At 59.9% G+C, this 23,142-nt stretch carries 26 protein-coding genes and 1 tRNA gene; 17 read left to right on the forward strand and 10 right to left on the reverse strand.

All coding sequences use genetic code 11. The features are described 5' to 3' along the window. Positions 1-209: 209 nt before the first annotated feature. A complete protein-coding gene (gene hisC, locus GM668_RS28945) occupies positions 210-1,280 on the forward strand; it encodes a histidinol-phosphate transaminase (protein ID WP_155442449.1) in 1,071 nt (356 codons plus the stop codon). Positions 1,281-1,376: 96 nt separating this feature from the next. On the opposite strand, the gene GM668_RS28950 is transcribed toward hisC, so the two are convergent. Then, entirely contained in the window at positions 1,377-2,153 is a 777-nt protein-coding gene (locus tag GM668_RS28950) for an enoyl-CoA hydratase (protein ID WP_155442450.1), read from the reverse strand. 81 nt (positions 2,154-2,234) lie between these two features. Here GM668_RS28950 and GM668_RS28955 point away from each other — a divergent pair, with 81 nt between their 5' ends. Both GM668_RS28955 and GM668_RS28960 read left to right on the forward strand, forming a co-directional pair. Then, on the forward strand, positions 2,235-3,512 hold the full coding sequence (locus tag GM668_RS28955; protein WP_155442451.1) for an MFS transporter: 1,278 nt from the start codon (positions 2,235-2,237) through the stop codon (positions 3,510-3,512). A gap of 47 nt (positions 3,513-3,559) precedes the next feature. Further along, positions 3,560-4,000, forward strand: a complete 441-nt coding sequence (locus tag GM668_RS28960) for a universal stress protein (RefSeq protein ID WP_155442452.1) — start codon at positions 3,560-3,562, stop codon at positions 3,998-4,000. Here GM668_RS28960 and mltA read toward each other — a convergent pair. Then, complete coding sequence (gene mltA, locus GM668_RS28965; protein WP_155442453.1) at positions 3,986-5,212, reverse strand: murein transglycosylase A; 1,227 nt, start codon at positions 5,210-5,212, stop codon at positions 3,986-3,988. The two genes, GM668_RS28960 and mltA, sit on opposite strands and share 15 nt — an antisense overlap. Before the next feature lie 9 nt (positions 5,213-5,221). Here mltA and GM668_RS31485 point away from each other — a divergent pair, with 9 nt between their 5' ends. Then, complete coding sequence (locus GM668_RS31485) at positions 5,222-5,347, forward strand: hypothetical protein (RefSeq protein ID WP_260115632.1); 126 nt, start codon at positions 5,222-5,224, stop codon at positions 5,345-5,347. On the opposite strand, the gene apaG is transcribed toward GM668_RS31485, so the two are convergent. Further along, positions 5,344-5,718 (reverse strand): Co2+/Mg2+ efflux facilitator ApaG/CorD, encoded by a 375-nt coding sequence (gene apaG, locus GM668_RS28970; RefSeq protein WP_155442454.1) that lies wholly within the window; start codon positions 5,716-5,718, stop codon positions 5,344-5,346. The two genes, GM668_RS31485 and apaG, sit on opposite strands and share 4 nt — an antisense overlap. Before the next feature lie 179 nt (positions 5,719-5,897). On the opposite strand from apaG, the gene rpe reads away from it, so the two are divergent. The 7 genes from rpe (at position 5,898) to trpC (ending at position 12,188) form a co-directional block, all read left to right on the forward strand. Further along, a complete protein-coding gene (rpe, locus tag GM668_RS28975) occupies positions 5,898-6,563 on the forward strand; it encodes a ribulose-phosphate 3-epimerase (protein WP_154374666.1) in 666 nt (221 codons plus the stop codon). Then, positions 6,564-7,280, forward strand: coding sequence for a phosphoglycolate phosphatase (locus GM668_RS28980; RefSeq protein WP_155442455.1), 717 nt, complete (start codon positions 6,564-6,566; stop codon positions 7,278-7,280). Between the two features lie 231 nt (positions 7,281-7,511). Beyond that, complete coding sequence (trpE, locus tag GM668_RS28985) at positions 7,512-9,008, forward strand: anthranilate synthase component I (protein WP_155442456.1); 1,497 nt, start codon at positions 7,512-7,514, stop codon at positions 9,006-9,008. 1 nt (position 9,009) lies between these two features. Continuing rightward, the gene (locus GM668_RS28990; RefSeq protein WP_155442457.1) at positions 9,010-9,576 is read left to right on the forward strand and encodes an anthranilate synthase component II; all 567 of its coding nucleotides are present in this window, start codon (positions 9,010-9,012) and stop codon (positions 9,574-9,576) included. Positions 9,577-9,657: 81 nt separating this feature from the next. Beyond that, complete coding sequence (gene trpD / locus GM668_RS28995; protein WP_155442458.1) at positions 9,658-10,722, forward strand: anthranilate phosphoribosyltransferase; 1,065 nt, start codon at positions 9,658-9,660, stop codon at positions 10,720-10,722. A gap of 11 nt (positions 10,723-10,733) precedes the next feature. After that, the gene (locus GM668_RS29000) at positions 10,734-11,378 is read left to right on the forward strand and encodes a LysE family translocator (protein WP_155442459.1); all 645 of its coding nucleotides are present in this window, start codon (positions 10,734-10,736) and stop codon (positions 11,376-11,378) included. A 9-nt stretch (positions 11,379-11,387) separates the two neighbouring features. Then, on the forward strand, positions 11,388-12,188 hold the full coding sequence (gene trpC / locus GM668_RS29005; RefSeq protein ID WP_155442460.1) for an indole-3-glycerol phosphate synthase TrpC: 801 nt from the start codon (positions 11,388-11,390) through the stop codon (positions 12,186-12,188). Between the two features lie 4 nt (positions 12,189-12,192). On the opposite strand, the gene GM668_RS31655 is transcribed toward trpC, so the two are convergent. The 7 genes from GM668_RS31655 to GM668_RS29040 all read right to left on the reverse strand — a co-directional run bounded on the left by GM668_RS31655 (position 12,193) and on the right by GM668_RS29040 (position 20,634). After that, complete coding sequence (locus GM668_RS31655; protein ID WP_155442461.1) at positions 12,193-13,341, reverse strand: GGDEF domain-containing protein; 1,149 nt, start codon at positions 13,339-13,341, stop codon at positions 12,193-12,195. Between the two features lie 19 nt (positions 13,342-13,360). Then, complete coding sequence (locus tag GM668_RS29015) at positions 13,361-15,187, reverse strand: M61 family metallopeptidase (RefSeq protein WP_155442462.1); 1,827 nt, start codon at positions 15,185-15,187, stop codon at positions 13,361-13,363. Next, a complete protein-coding gene (locus GM668_RS29020; protein ID WP_155442463.1) occupies positions 15,184-15,828 on the reverse strand; it encodes a nucleotidyltransferase family protein in 645 nt (214 codons plus the stop codon). The genes GM668_RS29015 and GM668_RS29020 overlap by 4 nt, the downstream gene beginning before the upstream one ends. Before the next feature lie 5 nt (positions 15,829-15,833). Further along, complete coding sequence (locus tag GM668_RS29025; protein WP_155442464.1) at positions 15,834-18,095, reverse strand: xanthine dehydrogenase family protein molybdopterin-binding subunit; 2,262 nt, start codon at positions 18,093-18,095, stop codon at positions 15,834-15,836. 23 nt (positions 18,096-18,118) lie between these two features. Further along, positions 18,119-18,580 (reverse strand): (2Fe-2S)-binding protein, encoded by a 462-nt coding sequence (locus GM668_RS29030; protein ID WP_155442465.1) that lies wholly within the window; start codon positions 18,578-18,580, stop codon positions 18,119-18,121. Positions 18,581-18,697: 117 nt separating this feature from the next. Then, positions 18,698-19,420 (reverse strand): DsbC family protein, encoded by a 723-nt coding sequence (locus GM668_RS29035; RefSeq protein ID WP_155442466.1) that lies wholly within the window; start codon positions 19,418-19,420, stop codon positions 18,698-18,700. Continuing rightward, a complete protein-coding gene (locus GM668_RS29040) occupies positions 19,417-20,634 on the reverse strand; it encodes a UbiH/UbiF family hydroxylase (protein ID WP_155442467.1) in 1,218 nt (405 codons plus the stop codon). Before GM668_RS29040 ends, GM668_RS29035 begins: the two co-directional genes overlap by 4 nt. 130 nt (positions 20,635-20,764) lie before the next feature. Between GM668_RS29040 and GM668_RS29045 the strand changes: the two genes are divergently transcribed. The 6 genes from GM668_RS29045 to GM668_RS29070 all read left to right on the forward strand — a co-directional run bounded on the left by GM668_RS29045 (position 20,765) and on the right by GM668_RS29070 (position 23,108). Further along, positions 20,765-20,840: transfer RNA gene (locus GM668_RS29045), tRNA-Phe, on the forward strand. 208 nt (positions 20,841-21,048) lie between these two features. Then, positions 21,049-21,420, forward strand: coding sequence for a VOC family protein (locus GM668_RS29050; protein WP_155442468.1), 372 nt, complete (start codon positions 21,049-21,051; stop codon positions 21,418-21,420). Then, positions 21,417-21,836, forward strand: coding sequence for an EVE domain-containing protein (locus GM668_RS29055; RefSeq protein WP_155442469.1), 420 nt, complete (start codon positions 21,417-21,419; stop codon positions 21,834-21,836). Before GM668_RS29050 ends, GM668_RS29055 begins: the two co-directional genes overlap by 4 nt. 143 nt (positions 21,837-21,979) lie before the next feature. Then, a complete protein-coding gene (locus tag GM668_RS29060; RefSeq protein WP_155442470.1) occupies positions 21,980-22,432 on the forward strand; it encodes a helix-turn-helix transcriptional regulator in 453 nt (150 codons plus the stop codon). A gap of 20 nt (positions 22,433-22,452) precedes the next feature. Then, positions 22,453-22,875 (forward strand): VOC family protein, encoded by a 423-nt coding sequence (locus GM668_RS29065; RefSeq protein ID WP_155442471.1) that lies wholly within the window; start codon positions 22,453-22,455, stop codon positions 22,873-22,875. Continuing rightward, positions 22,872-23,108, forward strand: a complete 237-nt coding sequence (locus GM668_RS29070; RefSeq protein WP_155442472.1) for a hypothetical protein — start codon at positions 22,872-22,874, stop codon at positions 23,106-23,108. Before GM668_RS29065 ends, GM668_RS29070 begins: the two co-directional genes overlap by 4 nt. The last annotated feature ends 34 nt before the right edge of the window (positions 23,109-23,142 follow it).

Here is a 23,142-nt window from a genome sequence, read left to right on the forward strand (position 1 = left end):
TCGATATCGACGAAGCGTTGTGTTCGTCAGCAGCAGAGAAGCGAGATTATCTAGTGTTTCCTGATATCCGTCAACCCCTCGTTTGCATCGCTGTTTCGTTTTCAAACCGTCGCAGCGCTGCGGGGACAGAACTATATCAAAGCCCTTCTAACCTTGCAAGGCCGAATATGGCATCCTAGTCGCAGCCCTTAACTTTTGGAAATGATGAAATGAGCAAGTTGTGGAGTCCCCGCGTCAAGGACTTGAAGCCTTACGTACCTGGTGAACAACCCCGCATTACCAATCTCACCAAGCTGAACACCAACGAAAACCCTTACGGCCCGTCGCCTGCCGTATTAGCGGCAATGCGGGAAGAAACCAGCGACAAGCTGCGCCTGTATCCAGATCCCGACGCCACCCGCTTGAAAGAAGCGATTGCCGCGTATTACAAAGTGACGCCGGCGGAGGTTTTCACGGGCAATGGCTCCGATGAAGTTCTGGCCCACGCATTCCAGGCATTCTTTTGCCAGGATTTGCCATTGCTGATGCCGGACCTGACTTACAGTTTTTACCCAGTCTATTGCGGCCTGTATGGCATTCAATATGAAACGGTGCCGCTGAGCGACACCAAAGGCATCGTCGCCACCAGCTATGACCGCCCCTGCGGCGGCATCGTATTTGCCAACCCCAATGCGCCGACCGGCTTACCGCTTGCCCTGTCCGAAGTCGAACACATCGTCCGTTCGCATCCGGATTGCGTCGTGCTGGTCGATGAAGCGTATGTGGACTTCGGCGGTGAAACATCGATCCCGCTCACGCAAAAATATCCAAACGTATTAGTAGTCCACACCTTCTCGAAATCCCGTTCGCTGGCAGGACTGCGCGTCGGCTACGCCATCGGCCATCCGGATTTGATTGCCGGACTGGAGCGCGTCAAGAACAGTTTTAACTCTTACCCGTTGAGCCGGGTCGCGATTGCCGGCGCCACGGCGTCGCTGCAAGATGAAGCGTATTTCCAGGAAAAGCGCGCGCAGCTGATGGCCAGCCGGGAACGGCTGGCCGCGCAATTGCAGGCGCTGGGTTTCGATGTCACGCCATCAGCCACAAACTTCCTGTTCGTCCAGCACCCGCAAATGGCTGCCGGCAAACTGGCTGCCGCGTTGCGCGAACGGGCCATCCTGGTGCGCCACTTGAGCCAGCCCGGCGCCCAGCATCACTTGCGCATCAGCATAGGCACGCACGACGAGTGCGAATTGCTGGCGGCGGCACTGAAAGAAATCCTCTCCAGTGCCGCGGAATAACTACGGTTTTAATATCCGATAGTATGAGATCGTTCCGCATCGCGCGAGGTAGCAGCGAGTTGTAAGCCGCCATCGGGGATGGCGGCCCTCCCGGTATTACAGACCCTCGAAATTAGGCGCCCGCTTTTCCAGGAAAGCGTGCATGCCTTCGCGCTGTGCGGGCGTACCGAATGCTGCCTGGAACAGGCGGCGCTCATAGTTGACGCCTTCCGTCAGCGTAGTTTCAAAGGCGCGGTTCACGGCATCCTTGATCTGCATGGCCACCGAAACCGACATCGAAGCGATTTGCGTTGCCACCGCCAGCGTTTCTTCAATCAGCTTGTCAGCCGGCACCACGCGCGACACCAGCCCAATGCGCTCCGCTTCTGCCGCATCAATCATGCGGGCAGTCAACAGCAAATCCATGGCTTTCGATTTGCCAATCGCGCGCGGCAAACGCTGCGTGCCACCAGCGCCTGGCGTTACGCCCACTTTGATTTCCGGCTGGCCAAACTTGGCGCTGTCGGCCGCAATCAGGAAGTCGCACATCATGGCCAGCTCGCAGCCGCCACCCAATGCAAAGCCCGCCACCGCGCCAATCACCGGCTTGCGCACTTTCAAGATGTGTTCCCAGTTGCGGGTGATGTAGTTGTCGCGGTACGTGTCCTGGTACGTGTAATCGGCCATGGCGGCAATGTCCGCGCCCGCCGCAAACGCTTTTTCACTGCCCGTCAGGATGAAGCAGCCGATAGCCGGATCCGCATCGAGCTTGGCGAATGCATCGCCCAATTCATTCATCATGCGGTCATTCAGCGCATTCAGCGCTTTCGGACGGTTCAAGCGGATCAGGGCCACACGGCCATGGGTTTCTACGATCAGGTCTTCATATTGCATGGACGACTCCTCTATATGTGGAAAGCGATACCGCGCGATTTTAGCGGTTCTTGATGTTGCACTGTTATTATTTGCCCCGAAATGATTACCGCCATACAACGCTACCTTGCCACAGCTTTCAGCAAAGATCCGCTGCTCAGCAATGCGGCATTTCTGCGCTACTGGTTCTCCAGCGTCCTTAACAGCTTCGGCGCGCAAGTCAGCTCGCTGGCCATCCCGCTCTGTTCCGCCATGCTGTTAAATGCGACGCCAGGGCAAATGAGTATCGTGGCCACTTGCCAAGCCTTACCTGCGCTGCTGTTTTCCTTGCCGGCCGGCGTATGGCTGGACCGGCGCCGCAAACTGCCGATCTTGCTGGCGTGCGAAATCATGCAGGGATTAACCTTGGCCAGTATTCCGCTGGCATGGTGGCAGGGCATGCTGTCGATGCCGTGGCTGTATGTGGTGACATTGATTTTCCACACGTGCGCCATCATTGGCGGCGGCGCGGAACAGATCTTTGTCTTGGCGATTGTCGGCCGCGACAAGCTGATCGACGCGCAATCCAAGTTCACCATGACCGATTCCACGTCGCGCCTGATTGCCCCTGGCCTGGCGGGTTTGCTGATCCAATGGCTGACGGCGCCCTACGCAGTCTTCGTCAATGCCGCCAGCTTCCTGCTATCCGCATGGAATTTGCGCCAAACCAAAGTGGAAGAACCTGCGCCGGTCCCATCGGAAAAACACCCGCTGCGTGATATCCGCGAAGGCTTTGCCTTCATCTGGAATACGCCGCTGCTGCGCACGTTTGCGTGGGGCATCGGCTTGTGGCACATGCTGTTTTACGGCTTTTCATCACTGCAAATCTTGCTGGCGACAAGGGAATTGGGGATGACGCCGGGCTGGCTGGGTGTCACGCAAATGCTGGGCGGACTGGGCATGCTGGCCAGTTCCATGCTGATCAAACCCATGACACGCCGCTTCGGCCCCGGCAAAACCATGTTGACAGGCATCAGCATGACGATCATGGCGGGCTTTGCCTTCATCCCTGCCATTCCCGCCAACTGGTTCGGCTCACCGCTGGCCAGCGCTGCCGCGTTTGCGGGGCTGGTGTTTATCTACGATTGCGGCGTCATGCTGCTGTTCATTTCTTACTCATCCATGCGCGCCCACGCGACACCGGATGCCTACATGGGCCGCATTATTTCCACCATGCGCTTCCTGACCATTGCCATGGGACCGCTGGGTGCATTGGCCGCGGGCGCCATTGCCGACCGATATGGCGTGCGGACAGGCATGGGCTGTGTCGGCGCCATCGGCATTGCCCTGGCGGCGGCGCTGATTCTGTCACCGCATATCCGTAGCGTGCGCCCGCGTTAAAAGGTCATGCCTACACTGGGACCAACGATCAGCATCAGGAGTTGGCCATGTTTAACAATATCTTGTTTCCTACGGATGGCTCGGACTTGTCTGCCAAAGCCACCGCCACCGTCATCGATTTGGCGCGCAAACATGGCGGCCGGATTGTCGCCATCAGCGTGCTGCAACCTTACCCGTTTGTCCCGATGGGCGATACCGGCATCGCCGTGCCTGACATGGGCACGTACGAAGCCCGCATGCTGGACATCACCAAAGACAATGTGAACAAAGTGGCCGCAGCAGCCCAGGCTGCCGGCGTGCCCTGTGAAGCCGTGACGTCGATGTCCGCCAGCCCCTATGAAGCCATCGTGGAAGCAGCGGAAACACACGGCTGCGACGCCATCGTCATGGCGTCGCACGGGAGGAAGGGATTGAACAAGCTATTCCTGGGCAGCGAAACACAAAAGGTGCTGGCCCATACCACGTTGCCCGTCTTAGTTTTGCGGTAACGGCGGCGCTTCTTTTGGCATCAAGACCCACACCTGGCCTTTTTGCTTCATGCGACCCGCATTTTCCGCCGCTTCCGTACCAAAGCCAAAGAAGTAATCAACGCGAATGGCGCCACGAATGGCGCCGCCCGTGTCTTGCGCCATGACGAGGCGCTGCAGCGGAATGTCGCTGTTGGCGTGCGTGGTCGACAAAAATACCGGCGCGCCCAGCGGCAACTGCGAGGCATCGACCGCGACAGAACGCTGCGGCGTCAGCGGCACGCCCAGCGAACCTTTCGGCCCTACTTTGGGATCCGGCAGTTTTTCTTCACGGAAGAATACGTACGACGGATTCGCATTGAACAATTCCGCCATGCGCGTCGGGTGGCCGGCAATCCACGCCTTGATGCCTTGCGCCGACGCCTGGTCACCCGTCAATTCGCCTTTTTCCACCAGGTAGCGGCCGATGGATTTATACGGGTGGCCATTCTGGTCCGCATACGCGACGCGCACAGTTTCATCGCCCAGTTGCACGCGGCCGGAACCCTGCACTTGCAGGAAAAATGCTTCGACCGGGTCATCGACCCACAGCAATTCCTTGCCATTGAAGTCCGGACGCTCGACTTGTTCGCGCGTAGGATAAGGCACCAGTTTCTTGCCCTGCAAACGGCCGCGCAAGCGCATCCCCTTCAATTCCGGGTAGACGCTGGCCAGGTCCACAGTGATTAAATCATCCGGCACCTTGTACAGCGGCGTCTGGAACGGACCGCCTTTTTTGCGCGAACCGCGCAGTAGCGGTTCGTAATAACCGGTGACAAGGCCCGTGTCGGCGCCATCCGGTGCAATCACCTGGCGCGGTTCAAAGAAGCTTTCAAAGAACAGGCGGATCGCCTTGTCATCTTTGCCGTTCACCTGGCGCGCTATCGTGCACGGTTCTTTCCATTCTGCGCGCTTGACCAGTACTGAGCACGACGACATGAATGCCGGCCACGCGGCCTGCAAATCGTCGCGCTCCCAGCCCGGCAGTGCAGCAAATGTCGTGGTGACGAACTGGATCGCGGCTGGCTTGACGGGTTCGGCAGGCTTGGGCGGCTGCACTTGCGGCGGCTGAACGGATGGCTGTTGCGGAGGCTGGGCTGGTTGTTGCGGTTGCGGCGCCTGGGTGGCGCAACCTGCAAGGGCCAGCGCGACGGCGCCAAGGGAAAGGTTTAAACTACGGCGTGTCAAAAACATGGAGTCGGTATGTGGGTCTTGTATCTGGAAGCTTTTGTAGCGCTGTTCCTGCTGGTGTTCATCGTCTGGTGGACTATGCCATCCAAAAAGAAGCGGGCGGCAAAGCCTTTGCCGCCAAAGCAGGACAAAGATTAATGCAGCGTGCGCGGCAGCGACAATACGAATTCAGGGATTTTCGCTTCGAACTGATGGCCATCTTCCGCCACGCAGAAGTATTCGCCTACCATCGAGCCTTGCGGCGTGGCCAGCTGGGTGCCGCTCGTATATTCAAATTGCTCGCCCGGCTGCAGCAGCGGCTGATGCCCGACGACGCCGAGGCCGCGCACTTCCTGGATATGGTTGTTGGCGTCCGTGATAACCCAGTGGCGGGAAATTAACTGTGCGGCCACCGTTCCCGTATTTTTAATCGTGATCGAATAGGTGAACACGAAATTGGTGCGTTCGGGATCGGACTGTTCAGGCAGGTATTGCGTCCTGACCGACACAGTGAATTCATAAGATGCCATGGGATTTCCTTGTTAATGTTTCCTCGCCAGCAAGGATGGCGAATTGTTATCGTGTATCTGTCATTGCACCCCAAATCGGACGCACACGCAAGGGTCAGCGTAAAATAGCGCATCCTTATTATAGAAAACTGGTGTGCCGGGCCTTCAGGCCGGGCATCCACACATCATCAGACCCAGCCATGACCACCTTCCGTATCGCCCCAAGTATCCTGTCCGCCGATTTCGCCCGCCTCGGTGAAGAAGTGCGCAACGTCGTCGCTTCCGGCGCCGACATCATCCACTTCGACGTGATGGACAACCATTACGTGCCGAATTTGACGGTCGGCCCACTGGTTTGCCAGGCGATCCGTCCGCACGTGCAAGTACCGATCGACGTGCACCTGATGGTCAAGCCGGTCGACCGCATCATCCCTGACTTCGCCAAAGCCGGCGCCAACATCATCACCTTCCACCCGGAAGCGTCCGACCACATCGACCGTTCGCTGCAGTTGATCCGCGATAACGGCTGCAAAGCCGGCCTGGTATTCAACCCAGCCACGCCGCTGAGCTACCTGGACCACGTGATGGACAAGATCGACATGATCTTGATTATGTCCGTCAACCCGGGCTTCGGCGGCCAATCGTTCATTCCGCGCGCGCTGGACAAGATCGCGGAAGCACGCCGCCGCATCGATGAATCGGGCCGCGACATCTTGCTGGAAGTCGATGGCGGCATCAAGATCGACAATATCGCCGCTGCCGCCAAAGCGGGCGCCGACACCTTCGTGGCCGGTTCCGCCATCTTTGGCCAGCCGGACTACAAGGCCGTCATCGACGCGATGCGCGAACAGTTGAAAGGCGTCTGAATGCCGGCGGCCATTACTCCCCAGCCTCCCCTGCGCGGCGTAAAGGCCGCCATCGTTGACCTGGACGGCACCATGCTTGACACGGTGCTGGACATCCACGCCGCCATCAACCTGATGCGCGCCGACTTGCACCTGGGCCCCACGCCCGTCACGCAAATCCGCGACATGATCGGCAAAGGGTCGGAAAAACTGGTGCGCGACGTCCTGGCGCTCGACCTCGGCGCAGCCGAAGTAGAACAGCGCTTCGAACAAGCGTTTGACGCTTACCAGCGCCACTATGCCGCCATCAATGGCAACCACTCCACGCACTACCCGGACGTGGCAGCCGGCCTGCAGGCATTGCAGGATGACGGCCTGCGCCTGGCCTGCGTGACCAACAAGCCGATCGGCCTGGCCCGTCCGCTGCTGGAACAAAAAGGCTTATCGCACTTCTTCGACGTGATTTACGGCGGCGATTCGCTGGAAAAGAAAAAACCGCACCCGATGCCGCTTTTACAAGTGTGTGAGGACTTCGCACTGGCGCCGCAGCAAGTCGTGGCCATCGGCGATTCGTCGAATGACGCGCAAGCAGCCCGCGCGGCCGGCTGCCCTGTCCTGACGGTGCCATACGGCTATAACCACGGCGAGTCTATACACGAAACGGATTCCGATGGTATAGTTGACACGCTGCTGCATGCAGCAAAGTTGATTCGCTTGCATAATTCAGCCACAAACTGACGCATTCTGAACTTCTACCTAGATCAAGAACACAGCATGTTTCTCAACAAAAGACACAATGTTACCCACCGGGGCTCGATTGAGGCCTGGCTGTGGCGACGCTGGCAATCCTGGGCAAACTGACCCGCATTGATTGCTGTCCCTGCACATCCCTACGCAGTGGACAGGTTTTTTGAAGCTATCCCGCCATACCTATACCCATAGTGGGTCCATGGCGGCCTGGAGAGAAGCATGACTGAACTCGAATTCAAATCGCTGGCCACGCAAGGCTACAACCGTATTCCACTGATCGCGGAAGCATTCGCCGATCTCGAAACCCCGCTGACGCTGTACCTGAAACTGGCCCAGAGCCAAAACAATGGCAAGAACACGTTCTTGCTGGAGTCAGTCGTCGGCGGCGAGCGTTTCGGCCGCTATTCGTTCATCGGCCTGCCTGCCACCACCCTGCTGCGCAACCGCGGCAAGGTCACCGAGGTGCTGAAAAACGGCCAGGTCATCGAGACCCACGAAGGCAATCCGCTGGAATTCATCGAGCAATACCAGGCCCGCTTCAAAGTCGCGCTGCGTCCCGGCCTGCCCCGTTTCTGCGGCGGCCTGGCCGGCTACTTCGGCTACGACACGGTGCGCCACATTGAAAAAACACTGGTCAACACGGCGCCCAAAGATGATTTGAACTTGCCGGACATCCAGCTGATGGTGACGGAAGAGCTGGCGGTGATCGACAACATCACGGGCAAGCTGTACCTGATCGTGTATGCCGACACCACACAGCCGGAAGCGTATTCGAAAGCACGCCAGCGCCTGAAAGACTTGCGCGCGCTGCTGCGCCGCGGCGTCGATGCGCCTGTCACGTCCGCTTCGGTACGCACGGAAACCATCCGCGATTTCACCAAAGAAGATTACCTGAAGGCCGTCAAAGTCGCGCATGAATACGTGCTGGCGGGCGACTTGATGCAAGTGCAAATCGGCCAGCGCCTGCGCAAGCCTTACGTCGACGCGCCACTGTCGCTGTACCGCTCGCTGCGTTCGCTGAACCCGTCGCCGTACATGTACTTCTACAATTTCGGCGACATGCAGATTATTGGCGCATCGCCGGAAATCCTGGTCCGCAACGAAACCAATCCGGATGGCGGCAAGACCGTCACGTTGCGCCCGATTGCCGGCACCCGCCCGCGCGGCGCGACTTTGGTCCGCGATGAGGAACTGGCACGAGAGTTACTGGCCGATCCAAAAGAAATCGCCGAACACGTGATGCTGATCGACCTGGCGCGCAATGACCTGGGCCGCATTTCGGAAACCGGTTCCGTGAAAGTCACGGACAAGATGGTGATTGAAAAGTATTCGCACGTGCAGCACATCGTATCGAACGTGGAAGGCAAGCTGAAAGACGGCATGTCCAACCTGGACGTGCTGCGCGCCACCTTCCCGGCCGGTACGCTGACCGGTGCGCCGAAAGTGCGTGCGATGGAAATCATCGACGAACTGGAAATCTGCAAGCGCGGCATTTATGGCGGTGCGTGCGGCTACCTGTCGTTCGGCGGTGAAATGGACGTGGCCATTGCCATCCGCACCGGCGTCATCAAGGATGGCATGCTGTACGTGCAGGCGGCAGCCGGCATCGTAGCCGACTCGATACCGGAAATGGAATGGCTGGAAACTGAACACAAGGCGCGCGCCGTGCTGCGCGCTGCCGAGCAAGTGCAAGATGGCCTGGATGGGGAGTTCTAAGATGCTGCTGATGATCGACAACTACGACTCCTTCACCTACAACATCGTGCAGTATTTCGGCGAGTTGGGCGAAGAGGTGCGCGTGCACCGCAATGATGAAATCACCATCGCGGAAATCGAAGCGATGAATCCGGACCGCATCTGCATTTCGCCAGGTCCGAAGGATCCGGCCCAGGCCGGGATCTCCATCGACGTACTGAAACACTTCGCCGGCAAGAAACCTATTCTCGGCGTATGCCTCGGCCACCAGGCCATTGGCGAAGCCTTTGGCGGGAAAGTCATCCGCGCCAAACAAGTCATGCATGGCAAAACTTCTGTCATCGCGCATACGGGTGTGGGCGTCTTCAAAGATTTGCCCAGCCCCTTCACGGTAATCCGTTACCACTCGCTGGCCATCGAGCGCGCGTCGCTGCCTTCCTGCCTGGAAGTCACTGCGTGGACTGATGATGGCGAGATCATGGGCGTGCGCCACAAGGACTACGATATCGAGGGTGTGCAATTCCACCCTGAATCGATCTTGTCCGAACATGGACACGCCCTGTTGAAGAACTTCCTGGACCGGGTTTGATGCCCCGCGCGTTTTAACCGGCGCGCGTTTTAAAACCAGACCCTGATCCGCTTTCATCATACGAATGACGAAGGAATAGCCATGCCTGCGACCCAGAAACCTACGCACCAGATCACGCACCAGGAAGCTTTACTGCGCTGCATCGAACACCGTGAAATCTTCCACGACGAAATGCTGCACTTGTTCCGCCAAATCATGTCCGGCGAAATGTCGCCCGTCATGATCGCCGCCCTGACCATGGGCTTGCGCGTGAAAAAAGAAACCATTGGCGAAATCGCCGCCGCCGCCACGGTGATGCGCGAATTCGCCACCAAAGTGCCGATGGCCGACACCACCAACCTGCTCGACATCGTCGGCACCGGCGGCGACGGCGCGCACACGTTCAATATCTCGACCACTGCGATGTTTGTCGCGGCAGCCGCCGGCGCCCGCGTGGCGAAGCATGGCGGGCGCAGCGTATCGTCGTCATCCGGTTCGGCTGACGTCATTGAATCGTTGGGCGCATCCATCAGCCTGAAACCAGAACAGATTGCGCAATCGATCGCGCAGACGGGCATCGGCTTCATGTTTGCACCGAACCACCACTCCGCCATGAAGCACGTGGCGCCGGTGCGCCGCGAACTGGGCGTGCGCTCGATCTTCAACATTCTCGGGCCGCTGACCAATCCGGCCGGCGCACCGAACATTTTGATGGGCGTGTTCCACCCTGACCTGGTCGGTATCCAGGTGCGCGTATTGCAGCGCCTCGGCGCACAGCATGCGCTCGTCGTGTACGGCAAAGACAATATGGATGAAGTGTCGCTGGGCGCCGCCACCATGGTCGGCGAACTGGTGAACGGTGAAATCCGCGAATATGAAATCCATCCGGAAGACTTCGGCCTGCCCATGATCGCCAGCCGTAACCTGAAGGTGGCCGATGCGGCGGAATCCAAAGCCAAGATGTTTGAAGCGCTGCGCGGCGAGCCGGGACCGGCTTACGATATCGTGGCGCTGAATGCGGGGACGGCGCTGTATGCGGCAGGCGTGGCATCTTCAATCGAAGACGGCCTGGCGAAAGCCCGCGCCGCCATTACGTCAGGCGCGGCGCTGGCCAAGGTCGAGCAATTCGTCACCATCACGCAAAAGCTGGCTGCGGAAGCAGCGTAAAGGGGCCAGTCATGTACGGCATCCACGACCTGACCCTGTTCATCATTTCAGGGCTGCTGCTCAATATCATGCCAGGCCCGGACTCCCTGCTTATCATGGCGCGCAGTGCGACGCAGGGCTGGCGCGCCGGCTGCGCCGCCGCACTGGGCGTTGGCGCCGGCACCATGGTGCACGTGACAGCTGCCGCTGTCGGGATTTCAGCGCTGCTCGCCGCATCGGCCACCGCCTTTAATCTGGTCAAGTGGATAGGCGCTGCCTATATCGTGTGGATGGGCATCGGCATGCTGCGCGCCAGGCTGAAAGGCGAAGCCGCTTCGCTGGCGCCAAAGGCCGCGCCGGCGCCGGCGCCCTATCACCGCATCTTTGCGCAGGGTTTCCTGACCAATGTGCTCAATCCCAAAGTCGCGCTGTTTTTCCTGGCCTTTGTGCCGCAATTCATTTCGGCTGACTCGCCCAACAAGGCAGCGGCATTTTTCCTACTGGGCTGCATCTTTAACTTCAACAGCATGTTGTGGTGTAACGGTTTGGCCCTGTTCACGGCATTTGCCAGCGCACGCCTGAAGGTCAAGCCGCTGGTGGCGCTCTGGCTGAACCGTATTACGGGCAGCCTGTTTGTCGCACTGGGAGCGCGGCTGGCGCTGTCTGAACAACACTAAGAAATCATCATGTCCGATATCCTCAATAAAATCCTGGCCACCAAGGCAGATGAAGTGGCCGCGGCAAAAAAATACCGCAGCTTTACGAGCCTGCGCGCCGACGTGGAAAGCAATGCGGAATTGCGCGCGGGCCTGCGCGGCTTTGAAGCATCGATGCGCGGCAAGATCGCAGCGGGCCAGCCTGCCGTGATTGCAGAAGTAAAAAAAGCGTCGCCATCGAAAGGCGTGATCCGCGCGGACTTCCGCCCTGCTGAAATCGCCGCCAGCTATGCCAGCCATGGCGCCGCGTGCCTGTCCGTACTGACAGATGCGCAGTATTTCCAGGGTTCCGAAGACTACCTGAAGCAGGCGCGCGCCGCGTGCAATATCCCCGTGCTGCGCAAGGATTTCATGGTCGATATGTACCAGATCTATGAAGCCCGCGCGATGGGCGCAGATTGCATTTTGCTGATCGTGGCAGCGCTGGATCACGGCTTGATGGCCGAGATGGAAGCGTGCGCACATGAGCTGGGCATGGGTGTGCTGATTGAATCGCACGACGGCGATGAACTGGAAGCGGCGCTGAAGCTGAAGTCGAATTTGATCGGCATTAACAACCGCAATTTGCGCACGTTTGAAGTGACCTTGGATACCACGCTGAATCTGCTGCCGCGCATTCCTGCTGACCGCATGGTGATTACGGAGTCGGCGATTTTGACGCCGGCCGACGTCAAGCGCATGCGCGATGCGGATGTGCACAGTTTCCTGGTCGGTGAAGCGTTTATGCGCGCGCAGGATCCAGGCCAAGAATTGCAGCGCCTCTTTGCCTGACGCCCTACGTCGCCAATTCGACTCTGTCCCTGCCGTTTTGCTTGGCGCGGTATAACGCCGCATCCGTCCGCGCCAGCAGCGCATCCAGCGATTCCTCATCCGACGCATGGCAGCCGATGCCGATGCTGACTGTCACCATTGGCAACTGAATATCCGCGAACCTGCGCAAGGCATCGCGGATACGTTCCGCCGCCAGCATGGCATTGCGCTCATCCGAATCTGGCAGCAGCACGATGAATTCCTCGCCGCCGAAACGTGCGACATCATCCGTTTCGCGCAATGTTTCACGCACGGCGCGCGCCACGTGCGCCAGCACTTTATCCCCTACCATATGGCCAAAGCGGTCGTTGACGGCTTTGAAGTGGTCGATATCGATCTCCATTAACGTCATCGGCTTCCCCGCACGGCGCATTTGCAAGCGCTGGTATTCATAAAACAGTGCAAAGCCGCGCCGGTTCAATACGCCTGTCAGCGGGTCGTGCGTAGAGCGCTGTTCCAGGATGGTTTGCAATCGGCGCGTCGCCATCGTCATGAACGCCACTGTCAGCATCAGCGCCATGAAATTGCCGATGCCCATATAAATGCTGGTGACAGTGTTATCGCGTATCAGGTCGATGTGCGACACCATCGCGCGCAACGCCATCCCAAAACGCACCAGCACCACCAGCGCCTGGATCGTGATCAGCGTGCCAAAGAAACGGGTGGAAAAATGCGATGTGCCATAGCGCCACACGAGGCGCGCCTGTTCCGCGTAAAAGTAAAACACGAAGGCGGAAACGACTGTCAAACGGGCAGCGAAGTCGGGCCGGACTACGAAGAACCAGGCGACCAGCGCGAAACCGGCCGCCACGATGCCCCAGTAAACGCGCCATGCGGGCGGACGGCCAAAAAACTCTTGCGTACCGATCATCGACAGGCCCAGGCCCGCAAACAACAGGAAATTCGTGGCCAGCAGCAGCGGCGTTTGCGGCAAGTAATCGCGCAGCATGAAGGTCACGCCGCCGCCCACCAGCGCCAGCAAGCCCATGGCCCAGCGGTCCAGTCCTTTGACTTCCTTGCCGAAGTTCGCGTGCGCAGAGTACATGACGATGGCCATGGCGACGCTCATCAGCGTCGTCATGAACAACACAGTCTTCGGGTCGAGCGAAATCACCTTGTACAGCTACTCCGGATCAGCGGTCAGCGCTCGGGCGCAGCGGGCCTGTCGACTTCTTGCCGGCCGGGTCCAGCGACAAGGTCACCGCAGGAATACGCTCCCCCTGCAAGGTCACGCTGAAGGTCTGCAATTCATCGCGGCGGAAAGCATGCACTTCCACCGTGTCGCCCACCGCATAACGGGACAGCAACGCGTCGACGTTGCCCGGCATGGCGCGCAAGCCATCGATGGCCACCAGCAGGTCGCCTGCCGACAGGCCGGCCTGGTGCGCGGCGCCGCCTTCGTGTACGGCGGACAGCTTGCAGTCCGCGCCGTCGCGGCCCAGGTTCACGTCCAGGCTGGGCTTGTCCGGCTTGCGCTGGTCGCTGTATTTGACGCCGAATGGCGCCAGCAATTTCGCCAGCGGCAAATCTTCCGTGCCCCGCACGTAGCGGTCAAAGAATGGCTTCAGCTTCGCACCGCAAATTTCATCGGCCAATGCTTCCACTTCGGCCGGCGTGACGCCACGGCCAGCCGCAGCGCCTTCATAAAAATCGCGGCCATAGCGCTGCCACAGCGCCTGCATCATGTCGTCCAGCGACTTCTTGCCATTGGTCTTGGCGCGGATCGTCAAGTCCAGCGCCATGCACACCAGCGAACCCTTGGTGTAATAGCTGACGATGGAATTCGGTGCATTTTCATCCTGGCGGTAGTACTTGCCCCATGCATCGAAGCTGGAATCGGCCACGCTTTGCTTCAGGCGCCCCGCGCCGCGCAGCACGCCGCCCACGGTTTTGCCCAGCATCTTGAAGTATGCGGCTTCCGTGATGATGCCGGCGCGGACCAGCATCAAGTCGTCGTAGTAGCTGGTGCCGCCTTCAAACAGCCAAAGCAGCGGCGTGTAATTTTCCACGTTGAGGTCATATGGCGCAAACACGGCGGGCTTGATGCGCTTGACGTTCCACGTGTGGAAGTATTCGTGGCTGCACAGGCCGAGGAACTTGATGTAGCCTTCGCTCAGTTCTTTTTCTTTGCCACCGGCACGGCTGGCGGTGGTCGGCAAGTCGGCACGCGCACACACCAGCGCCGTCGAAGCGCGGTGTTCCAGGCCGCCATAGCCATCGCCCACCACCATGGTCATGAACACATAGCGGTCCATCGGCGCTTTCTTCGTCTTCGGTTCGAAGAAAGCGATCTGTGTTTCGCAAATGGCTTTCAAGTCCGCGCACAAACGCGCCAGGTCCAGGTTCGGCACTTTGCCGGTGAACACGATATCGTGCGGCACGCCGTGCGCCTTGAACGTGGCCATCTGGAAGTCGCCCATTTCCACAGGGTGATCGACCAGGTCATCATAATTGGCGGCGATATACGTGCCGAAGCCATAGCGCTTGGCTTTCAGTTCCGGCAGCGACGTGGCCACGCGCCACGTTTTTGCCGCCGCATCTTGCGGGCGCTGGATGTCGACGATGTGCGGACCATCTTCCTGCCCGGCTACGCGCAGGAATACGCTGGTGCCGTTATAAAACGCGTGCGTGCGGTCCATGTGCGCGGCGCGCACGGACAAATCCCACGCATAGACTTCGTACTCGACCACCAGTTCGCCCTTGACCGGGGCTGCGCGCCACGTGTGCTTGTCCACCTTGGCCAGCTTGACCGGCTGGCCATCGGACTGCGCGCGGATTTGCACGATGTTGCGCGAGAATTCGCGGATCATGTAGCTGCCAGGGATCCAGGCCGGCAAGGCCAGCACCTGTCCCTGAGGATCCGGTTCATGCACGGTCAGCGTCACATGGAAAATATGGCCCGGCAAATCCTTGCCGACGATGGCGTAGCTGACGCCCGGTTTTTGTACAGTCTTCTTCATGGTTGTCCTTGTTGGTGCAAGTCGCCTGGCGTGTCGATGTCTTGCAGGATGCCCGCATCGTCCACGTCCACTTCTTGTACCGGATATTGCCTGAGGATGCCGCGCGCGCCCTGGTCGCCTTGCAGCGCCAGCAACTGCGGCAAATACTGGCGGCTGAACCCGACGGGGTTGCCGCGTTTGCCCCGGTACATGGGCGCGGCAATGCCTGCGCCCTGTGCCAGTGCGTATTGTAACGAGAGTATGGTGCCGGGGGCGACGCGGGGCATGTCGCCCAGTGCGACGATCCAGCCATCGGCGTCTGGCGCCTGGCCCAGTGCGCAGACCAATGAGGCGGCCATGCCGGTATCGGCCTGATCGCAAATCACGACTTCACATCCGAGGCTGGACAGTTCCGCGGCCACGGCTTCGGCGCCGGGGCGGACGACGGCGATGACGCGGGGCAGGATGCGCAACAAGTTCGATGCGCTGGTGGACACGACGGACCGCGCTGGCGGCATAGCCTCAGCATGGGTCCCCGCCTGCGCGGGGATGACGGGATCCAATGACTGCAACAATTTATTCTGCGCACCCGAAGGATCAAAACGGCTGCCCCGGCCTGCGGCCAGCAAGATGCCAATGATGCCTCCGGATGCGCTCCCCATGCCTGTTACGCTTTCGTGGCAGCCGCCACGTCAAACGGCAGCTTGCGCAAGCGCTTGCCCGACAGTTTGGCGATGGCATTGGCGAAGGCCGGCGCCAGCGGCGGCAAGCCAGGTTCCCCCATGCCGGTTGGCGGTTCCGTCGATGGCGCGATGTGCACGGTTACTTCCGGCATGTCCGGCATGCGCGCCACCGTGTAGTCGCTGAAGTTTTGCTGGTCCACGACGCCATCGGTCAGCGTCACTGCAGCCCCCGGCAACGTCATACCCAATCCCATCAGCGCGGCGCCCTGTACTTGGGCCGCAATCGTCAGCGGATTGACGGCTGTATTGCAATGCACGCCCGCCGTCACGGTATGCAGCTTCGGCGTATTGCCCTTCATCGACGCCGTCACCACGTACGCCACCACGGTGTTGAACGATTCGTGCACCGCCACGCCCCACGCCTGCCCTTTCGGCAACGTCTTCTTGCCATAGCCGGACTTTTCGACCGCCAGGTCCAGCGCCGCATGCACGCGGGCGTGCTTCGGATCGATGAGCTTTTTGCGGTAGGCGACCGGGTCCATCTTTGCCGCATGCGCCGCTTCATCGATCAAGGTTTCCATGACAAACGCCGTATGCGTGGAACCGACGGAGCGCCACCACAGCACGGGCACATTGGCTTTGACGTTATGCACGGTCAAATTCATCGGCACGTCATATGGTTCGCCCATGCCTTCCACCATCGTGGAATCGACGCCATTCTTCACCATGAATTGTTCGAACGGCGTGCCGACGATAATCGGCTGGCCCACGATCGTGTGGTCCCACGCGATGATGTTGCCCTTGGCATCGAGGCCGATTTCCGCACGGTGCACGTGCGACGGACGGTAGTAGCCGCCCTTGATATCGTCTTCACGGCTCCAGATGACTTTCAGCGGACCGGATTTGCCGGCGGCCTTGTACGCTGCTGCCAGGTTTGCCGCTTCCACGATATAGTCCGACGTCGGCACAGCGCGGCGGCCAAAGCCGCCACCAGCCATCATCGTATGCAACGTCACCTGTTCCGGCTTCATGCCGACCGTGCGCGCCACCGCCATCTGGTCAAAAGTCTGGAATTGCGAACCGGCCCACACTTCGCAGCTGTCCGCACGCAAATCAATCACGCAGTTCAGCGGTTCCATCGGTGCATGCGCCAGGTACGGGAATTCATACACGGCAGAGATTTTTTTCGCCGCCCCCTTCATCTTCGACATATCGGCAGTCTTCGCCGGCAAGCCTGCCTTTTGCGCCAGTGCGCGGAATTCCGCCATCTGCTTTTTGCTATCGACCTTGTCGGCGCCGGACGTATCCCACTGCACGCTGAGCGCATCGCGGCCTTGTTTGGCAGGCCAGTAGCCTGTACCGATCACCGCCACGCCACGGCCGCCACGGTCCGTCGCCACTTCCAGCACGTCGATCACGCCGGGAATGGCTTTGGCTTTCGACGCATCCAGCTTGGCGACTTTTGCGCCAAACACGGGCGGGCGCGCCACCACGGCCACTTTTGTATTGGCCGGCTTGAAATCCATGCCGAATTGCTGGGCGCCGGTGGATTTGGCGCGCGCATCGAGGCGCGGCACGGGTTTGCCGATCAAGGTGAAGTCTTTCGGATCCTTGAGTTTGACGGTTTCCGGCATGGCCTGCTTCATGGCCGCATCGGCCATCTGGCCATACGACGCTTTCTGGCCGGCCGGTCCCGTCAGCATGCCTTTCGATGCTTTGACCTGGTCCGGGCTGACTTTCCACGCATCGGCCGCTGCGGCCACCAGCATGGCGCGGGCGCGGGCGCCGATTTCACGGTATTGCTGCCACGAGTTGCGCACCGTGTTCGAGCCACCCGTCATCTGGATGCCGAAGTTCGGGTCTTTGTACGCGTCGCCGGCCGGCGCCAGGTCGCTGCGCATTTGCGCCCAGTCCGCATCCAGTTCTTCCGCGATCAGGATAGGCAGCGCCGTTTGCACGCCCTGGCCGAATTCCAGCCGGTTCACTAGCACGGTAATGGTATTGTCGGGCGCAATGCGCAGGAAGGCGTTCGGTTGATAGACGGGCTTTGCAGGCTGCTGCGCCTGAGCGAAACGGCCGCCCGCGCTGACAAAGAAGCCCAGCACCAGGCCGGTGCCTGCCGCGGCTTTCATGAACGTGCGGCGCGACACGCCGCTGCCGCCCTGCGCCGCCATTGCTTCGGCTACCGGCGCCAGTACGCCGGTTTCACTGCCTGCCACTTCTTGATTGATCCATTCTTTACGCATGGTATTCCTCCCGTGGTGGCAATTCAGGCGATGGTTTTAGCGGCGTCCTTGATGGCGGCGCGGATGCGCTGGTACGTGCCGCATCGGCAAATATTGCCGCTCATGGCGTTGTCGATGTCGGCGTCCGTCGGTTTTTTATTCGTGCGCAGCAGCGCCGTGGCGCTCATCACCTGGCCGCTCTGGCAATAGCCGCATTGCGGCACATCGTGCTTGACCCACGCATCCTGTACCGCCTTGCCGATACGGTCCGCTTCCATCGCTTCGATGGTGGTGATTTTCTGGCCAGGCTGGATGGAGGAAATCGGCGTGATGCAGGAACGGATCGGCGCGCCGTCCAGGTGCACGGTGCACGCGCCGCACAAGGCAGCGCCGCAGCCGAATTTCGTGCCGGTCATATTCAGGTTGTCACGCAGCGCCCACAGGATAGGCGTGGATGGATCGGCATCCACCTGCATGTCGCGTCCATTGATATTCAAGGTGATCATCGGCTCACTCCCTCGTTAGGAATCAATACGAACTCGTTACGAACTCGTTACGAACTCAATACGCACAAATAGAACTTGGGCCGCATTTGCGGCCCCCGGATAACACTGAACTACGGCTTACTGCTTTACTGTCGCCAGTTTGGCTTCCAGCGCTTTCAGGTCGATGGCGCCGGGCACTCGGCTGCCATCGGCAAAGAAGATATTCGGCGTACCGTTGATGCGCAGTTTCTGGCCCAGCGCCAGCACTTCATCGTTCGGCGTGCTGCAGCCGGCCGGCGCCACGGGTGCAACCTTGCCGGACACCATCCAGTCATCCCACGCCTTGTTGCGGTCCGATGCGCACCAGATGTTTTTCGACTTGGTGAACGAATCCGGCGACAGGATGTTGTACATGAACGTGTAGATCGTGATGTTGTCCACGTCCTTCAGCGTATTCTGGCGGAAGCGCTTGCAATAGCCGCAATTCGGATCTTCGAAAATCGCGATCACGCGCTTGCCGTTGCCCTTGACGGTCTTCAGCGCCATTTCCAGCGGCAGGTCGGAGAACTTGATCTTGTTGAGTTCATCGACGCGTTCCTGCGTCACGTTAGTCTGGGTTTTCAGATTGATAATCTGGCCCATGAACAGATACGTACCGGTTTTGTCCGTGTAGTGCACATCGCCGCCAATGCGGATTTCATACAGGCCGGCGTACGGCGTTTCCTTGACGCCTTCGACTTTGGCGCCATTTAAGCGCGGCTCGATGTTTTTCTTGATCGTGGCTTCGACAGACGTTTCGGCGCCAACACAGGCCGCCATCAGGGCCGATGCGACTAATACTGCAGTCTTACTGAGTTTCATGGATTCTTTCCTAGGGCATGGGAAATCAGCCGGCGCTTTAATACCGGCAATTTGTCCAACAAGTTTAATCCTAAATTACGCACTACGCGCACCGGCTCGAAGCCGATACCGAACAGGCGCTCCAGTCCATCGGTCGCCAGTTGCATTAACAGCACATCTTCCTTGCGCGCGCGCGCATAGCGGGCCAGCACGCGCTCATCGCCTATGCCCCGGTGCGATTCGCGTTCGGAGATGATGCGCACCAGGTCAGCCACGTCGCCAAAGCCCAGGTTCATGCCATGGCCTGCCAGCGGGTGCACGACGTGCGCCGCATCGCCCACCAGCGCCACGCGGCTGGCCACCATCGAATGGGGCCGCATCAGGCGCAACGGGAAAGCGCGCACCAGTTCCGGCTGTACCGGTGTCAATTTTCCCAGCTTGTCGTGCGCATATTGCGACAGGCGCTCCGCCAGCACGGCGGCTGGTTTATCGGCCAGCGATGCGGCCAGCGCTTCCGGCGCCGACCACACCAGCGACACCATATCGCCCGGCAACGGCAACAGCGCCACGATGCCCTCTTCGCCCGTGAACCACTGGTGGGCCACGCCGTGGTGCGGGCGCTCGCAGTGGAAGTTCGTGACGATGGCGCGCTGGCCATACGAGCGGTAATCCATACCGATGTCGCACTGGCCGCGCACCCACGATTCCGCGCCGTCGGCGCCAATCACGAGGTCCGACTCGATGGCCGTGCCGTCGGCCAGCTTCACTGCGGCGCAGTCAACGCCGCACTGCAGTTCAACGACTTTGCCGGACACCATCGTGACATTACTGGCAAAACGCAGCGCCGCATCGAGCGCCTGGTTCAAATTCGAATCTTCAACAATCCACGCCAGCGTGCCCGCATGCGCGCCATAGGCATCGAAATTCAAGCCGCCGGCCTGCACGCCGTCGCCGTACACCTGCATGGCGTCGACCGGCGCGACGCGGGCTGCATCGAGCGCCCCCCACACTTTCAGAGAGGACAACAGGTTGTATGCCGTGTGGTTGAGCGCATAGACGCGCACATCCCAGCTGCTGCTCGCGGCCAGTGGTTGCGTTGGCGCCGGAGGGCTGAGCAGCGTAACGCTCTGCCCGGACTGTGCGAATCCGAGCGCCGCCGCCTTGGCGACTGCGCCATTGCCGACTATGCAAATGCCGCTGCGCTGGCGCCGGGTGGTGGTGGTGGGATTATTCATGCCCCGCATTATATAGGGGCCTACCCTGTGCGCGGGCAGAGGGCCTGCACGGCGGTCGGGATTGTTAAATTTAAAATTTTCTACAATCACCTTGCAATCTGCCAAAGACCCGCTATAATAGCTGGCTCTTGGCCTGGTAGCTCAGTTGGTAGAGCAGAGGACTGAAAATCCTTGTGTCGGTGGTTCGATTCCGCCCCGGGCCACCAAGAATACTTAGCGAAGACGCCAACCCATCCAGGTTGGCGTTTTTGTTTGTGCGGCGTGAAGTCCTCGTACCGGGGCATTCCCGTTCCGGCCCAGTAGTTCGACTGCTGACAGAATCTGTCAGTTCAGCCGAATACGATAGGAAACATGGATTGGCCACTGCCCAACCGGCAGCCGATCCGTGACTAACCTTTACCTATCGGAGACTTCATGCAACATCCCAATTTCCTGCTCCTCTATGTCGGCAGCCCGACCGCCAGCGCTGCATTCTATGCAGACCTCCTGGGAACCCAGCCGGTCGAGGCATCCCCCACATTTGCCATGTTCGCCTTGGAAAACGGCATGATGCTCGGTCTCTGGGCTCAGGATACCGTCGCCCCGAAGGCGGCAGGTGGCGCGGGAGGCGGCGAACTGGCCTTCGCGGTGGAAAGCGACGCCACCGTGAACGAACGCCACCTCCATTGGATAGGCAAAGGCATCGTCATTGCCCAGGCTCCAACACGGATGGATTTCGGCTACACCTTCGTCGGCCTCGATCCGGATGGCCATCGGCTGCGCGTATTCGCCCCGAACCAGCCATGAACCGGAACTGGATCGCGGTAGCGTCAGCGCAGCATGTCCGCTTGGGCAGAGCCATGGGTTTCATGCAGGTCTGCCACGGCAAGGAACCGCCACTGAGGCGCATCCGCCCGGGCGACATGGTGGTGTACTATTCGCCGACGGAGCGCTTGGGAGAGCGTCGCCCTCTTAAGTCCTTCACAGCCATGGGGAAGGTACTGGCCGGCGAGCCCTACCAAGTGGATATGGGCGACGGATTCTGTCCCTTCCGGCGGGACGTACGATGGCTTGAAGCGAACGAGACCTCGATCGTCCCGCTACTCTCCCGGTTAGAATTTTCCGCAGGGCGGAAGAACTGGGGGTATCAACTGCGTTTTGGGCTGTTTGAAATCTCTGACCATGATTTCGACCTCATCGAGGCAGCAATGGAAGCTGGGTAACTGCCTCTGGCCTGAAAATCCTTGTGTCGGTGGTAAGATTCCGCCCCTGGCCACCAAGAATTCGTCAACGCCACCTTCGGGTGGCGTTGATGCTTTCTGGCAGAATTTAAACAGTCCGTACACCGGTTGAACACGAGGATTCGATGCCCCAAAGCCCCCTGCTGCTGCGGCGTTTATTGCGCGCGAAGGACAGAATGGATGGCGCCCCCCATGAAGAGTGGCCCATAGCGCGCCTGGCGGAAGTCAGCGTAGTCTCCGAAGCTTACTTTGCGCGCGAATTCAAAAAAGCATTCGGCTTGCCCCCTCACCGTTACCTGCTGACCCGCCGTATCGAGCGCGCCACCGCACTGCTGCGCGACACGGATTTGCCGATCATCGACATCGCGCTGCAAACCGGCTGGACCAGCGTTGGCACCTTTGGCCGCATTTTCCGCGACATCACGGGCGCCAGCCCCGGCGAGTTGCGGACACACGAACGCTCGTTGCCGCAGACCCAGGCGCACATTCCCGAGTGCGTCACGCGCAGCGCACAGCGGCCAGACCTCAACACCGCAGTTTTGGAGAAGCGGCGCAACAAAGCCGCTGGCAAACTGTAGCCTCAATCCAAGGAGGCGATATGACTCAAAGTATCAATGTGGCTGGTATCTACGTGCGCGACCAGGACGAAGCGCTGGCGTTCTATGTCGGCAAGCTGGGATTTCTCGTTCATACCGACGTTCAAAACGGCAACTACCGGTGGCTGACGGTACAACATCCCGACCAGCCGTCGTTCCAGCTGGGCCTGTTCAAACCCGGGCCACCGGTGCACGACGCCGCCACCGCGCAGACCCTCAATGAAATGGTGGCGAAAGGCGCCATGCCGCCCCTGGTCCTCACCGTGGACAACTGCCGTGCAGCATATGACCGCCTGCTGGCCAGAGGCGTGGAATTCACGCAGCCGCCGATGGACCGCTACGGCAAGGTCGATGCGGGCTTCCGTGATCCGTCCGGCAACGGCTGGAAAATGATTGAGGCGTCAGCGAAGCGGGAGGCGCAATGAACCGGCCTGACTGGATACGGCAAAGCCACCGCTGGCTGTCCATCGTCTTCACGCTGACGGTGGTGGCGAACTTCGCGGCACGCGCCATGCATGGGGGCGAGCCATCGCCGTGGATTACGTATGCGCCGCTGCCGCCGCTGTTCCTGATGCTGCTGTCGGGGCTTTGGCTGTTCGTGCAGCCGTACATGCGCAAATGGCGCGGCGGCGAGCATCACCGAGGCGTGCAAGTGTAAGACAGAGCAGTATGTGCCGCGGATTTCCGGTTTT

The organism is Pseudoduganella ginsengisoli, from assembly GCF_009720865.1.
GTDB lineage: Bacteria > Pseudomonadota > Gammaproteobacteria > Burkholderiales > Burkholderiaceae_D > Rugamonas > Rugamonas ginsengisoli.

Excerpts from the sequence above, each read along its gene's own strand:
- GM668_RS29040 (WP_155442467.1), bottom strand. The coding sequence starts at position 20,634 with ATGAATAATCCCACCACCACCACCCGGCGCCAGCGCAGCGGCATTTGC.
- GM668_RS29055 (WP_155442469.1), top strand. The coding sequence starts at position 21,417 with ATGAACCGGAACTGGATCGCGGTAGCGTCAGCGCAGCATGTCCGCTTG.
- mltA (WP_155442453.1), bottom strand. The coding sequence starts at position 5,212 with ATGTTTTTGACACGCCGTAGTTTAAACCTTTCCCTTGGCGCCGTCGCG.
- GM668_RS29020 (WP_155442463.1), bottom strand. The coding sequence starts at position 15,828 with ATGGGGAGCGCATCCGGAGGCATCATTGGCATCTTGCTGGCCGCAGGC.
- GM668_RS28955 (WP_155442451.1), top strand. The coding sequence starts at position 2,235 with ATGATTACCGCCATACAACGCTACCTTGCCACAGCTTTCAGCAAAGAT.
- GM668_RS29015 (WP_155442462.1), bottom strand. The coding sequence starts at position 15,187 with ATGAAGAAGACTGTACAAAAACCGGGCGTCAGCTACGCCATCGTCGGC.
- GM668_RS28960 (WP_155442452.1), top strand. The coding sequence starts at position 3,560 with ATGTTTAACAATATCTTGTTTCCTACGGATGGCTCGGACTTGTCTGCC.
- hisC (WP_155442449.1), top strand. The coding sequence starts at position 210 with ATGAGCAAGTTGTGGAGTCCCCGCGTCAAGGACTTGAAGCCTTACGTA.
- GM668_RS29050 (WP_155442468.1), top strand. The coding sequence starts at position 21,049 with ATGCAACATCCCAATTTCCTGCTCCTCTATGTCGGCAGCCCGACCGCC.
- GM668_RS28950 (WP_155442450.1), bottom strand. The coding sequence starts at position 2,153 with ATGCAATATGAAGACCTGATCGTAGAAACCCATGGCCGTGTGGCCCTG.
- GM668_RS29000 (WP_155442459.1), top strand. The coding sequence starts at position 10,734 with ATGTACGGCATCCACGACCTGACCCTGTTCATCATTTCAGGGCTGCTG.
- rpe (WP_154374666.1), top strand. The coding sequence starts at position 5,898 with ATGACCACCTTCCGTATCGCCCCAAGTATCCTGTCCGCCGATTTCGCC.
- GM668_RS29025 (WP_155442464.1), bottom strand. The coding sequence starts at position 18,095 with ATGCGTAAAGAATGGATCAATCAAGAAGTGGCAGGCAGTGAAACCGGC.
- GM668_RS29060 (WP_155442470.1), top strand. The coding sequence starts at position 21,980 with ATGCCCCAAAGCCCCCTGCTGCTGCGGCGTTTATTGCGCGCGAAGGAC.
- trpD (WP_155442458.1), top strand. The coding sequence starts at position 9,658 with ATGCCTGCGACCCAGAAACCTACGCACCAGATCACGCACCAGGAAGCT.
- GM668_RS29035 (WP_155442466.1), bottom strand. The coding sequence starts at position 19,420 with ATGAAACTCAGTAAGACTGCAGTATTAGTCGCATCGGCCCTGATGGCG.
- GM668_RS29070 (WP_155442472.1), top strand. The coding sequence starts at position 22,872 with ATGAACCGGCCTGACTGGATACGGCAAAGCCACCGCTGGCTGTCCATC.
- GM668_RS28980 (WP_155442455.1), top strand. The coding sequence starts at position 6,564 with ATGCCGGCGGCCATTACTCCCCAGCCTCCCCTGCGCGGCGTAAAGGCC.
- GM668_RS29065 (WP_155442471.1), top strand. The coding sequence starts at position 22,453 with ATGACTCAAAGTATCAATGTGGCTGGTATCTACGTGCGCGACCAGGAC.
- GM668_RS31485 (WP_260115632.1), top strand. The coding sequence starts at position 5,222 with ATGTGGGTCTTGTATCTGGAAGCTTTTGTAGCGCTGTTCCTGCTGGTG.
- trpE (WP_155442456.1), top strand. The coding sequence starts at position 7,512 with ATGACTGAACTCGAATTCAAATCGCTGGCCACGCAAGGCTACAACCGT.
- apaG (WP_155442454.1), bottom strand. The coding sequence starts at position 5,718 with ATGGCATCTTATGAATTCACTGTGTCGGTCAGGACGCAATACCTGCCT.
- GM668_RS28990 (WP_155442457.1), top strand. The coding sequence starts at position 9,010 with ATGCTGCTGATGATCGACAACTACGACTCCTTCACCTACAACATCGTG.
- trpC (WP_155442460.1), top strand. The coding sequence starts at position 11,388 with ATGTCCGATATCCTCAATAAAATCCTGGCCACCAAGGCAGATGAAGTG.
- GM668_RS29030 (WP_155442465.1), bottom strand. The coding sequence starts at position 18,580 with ATGATCACCTTGAATATCAATGGACGCGACATGCAGGTGGATGCCGAT.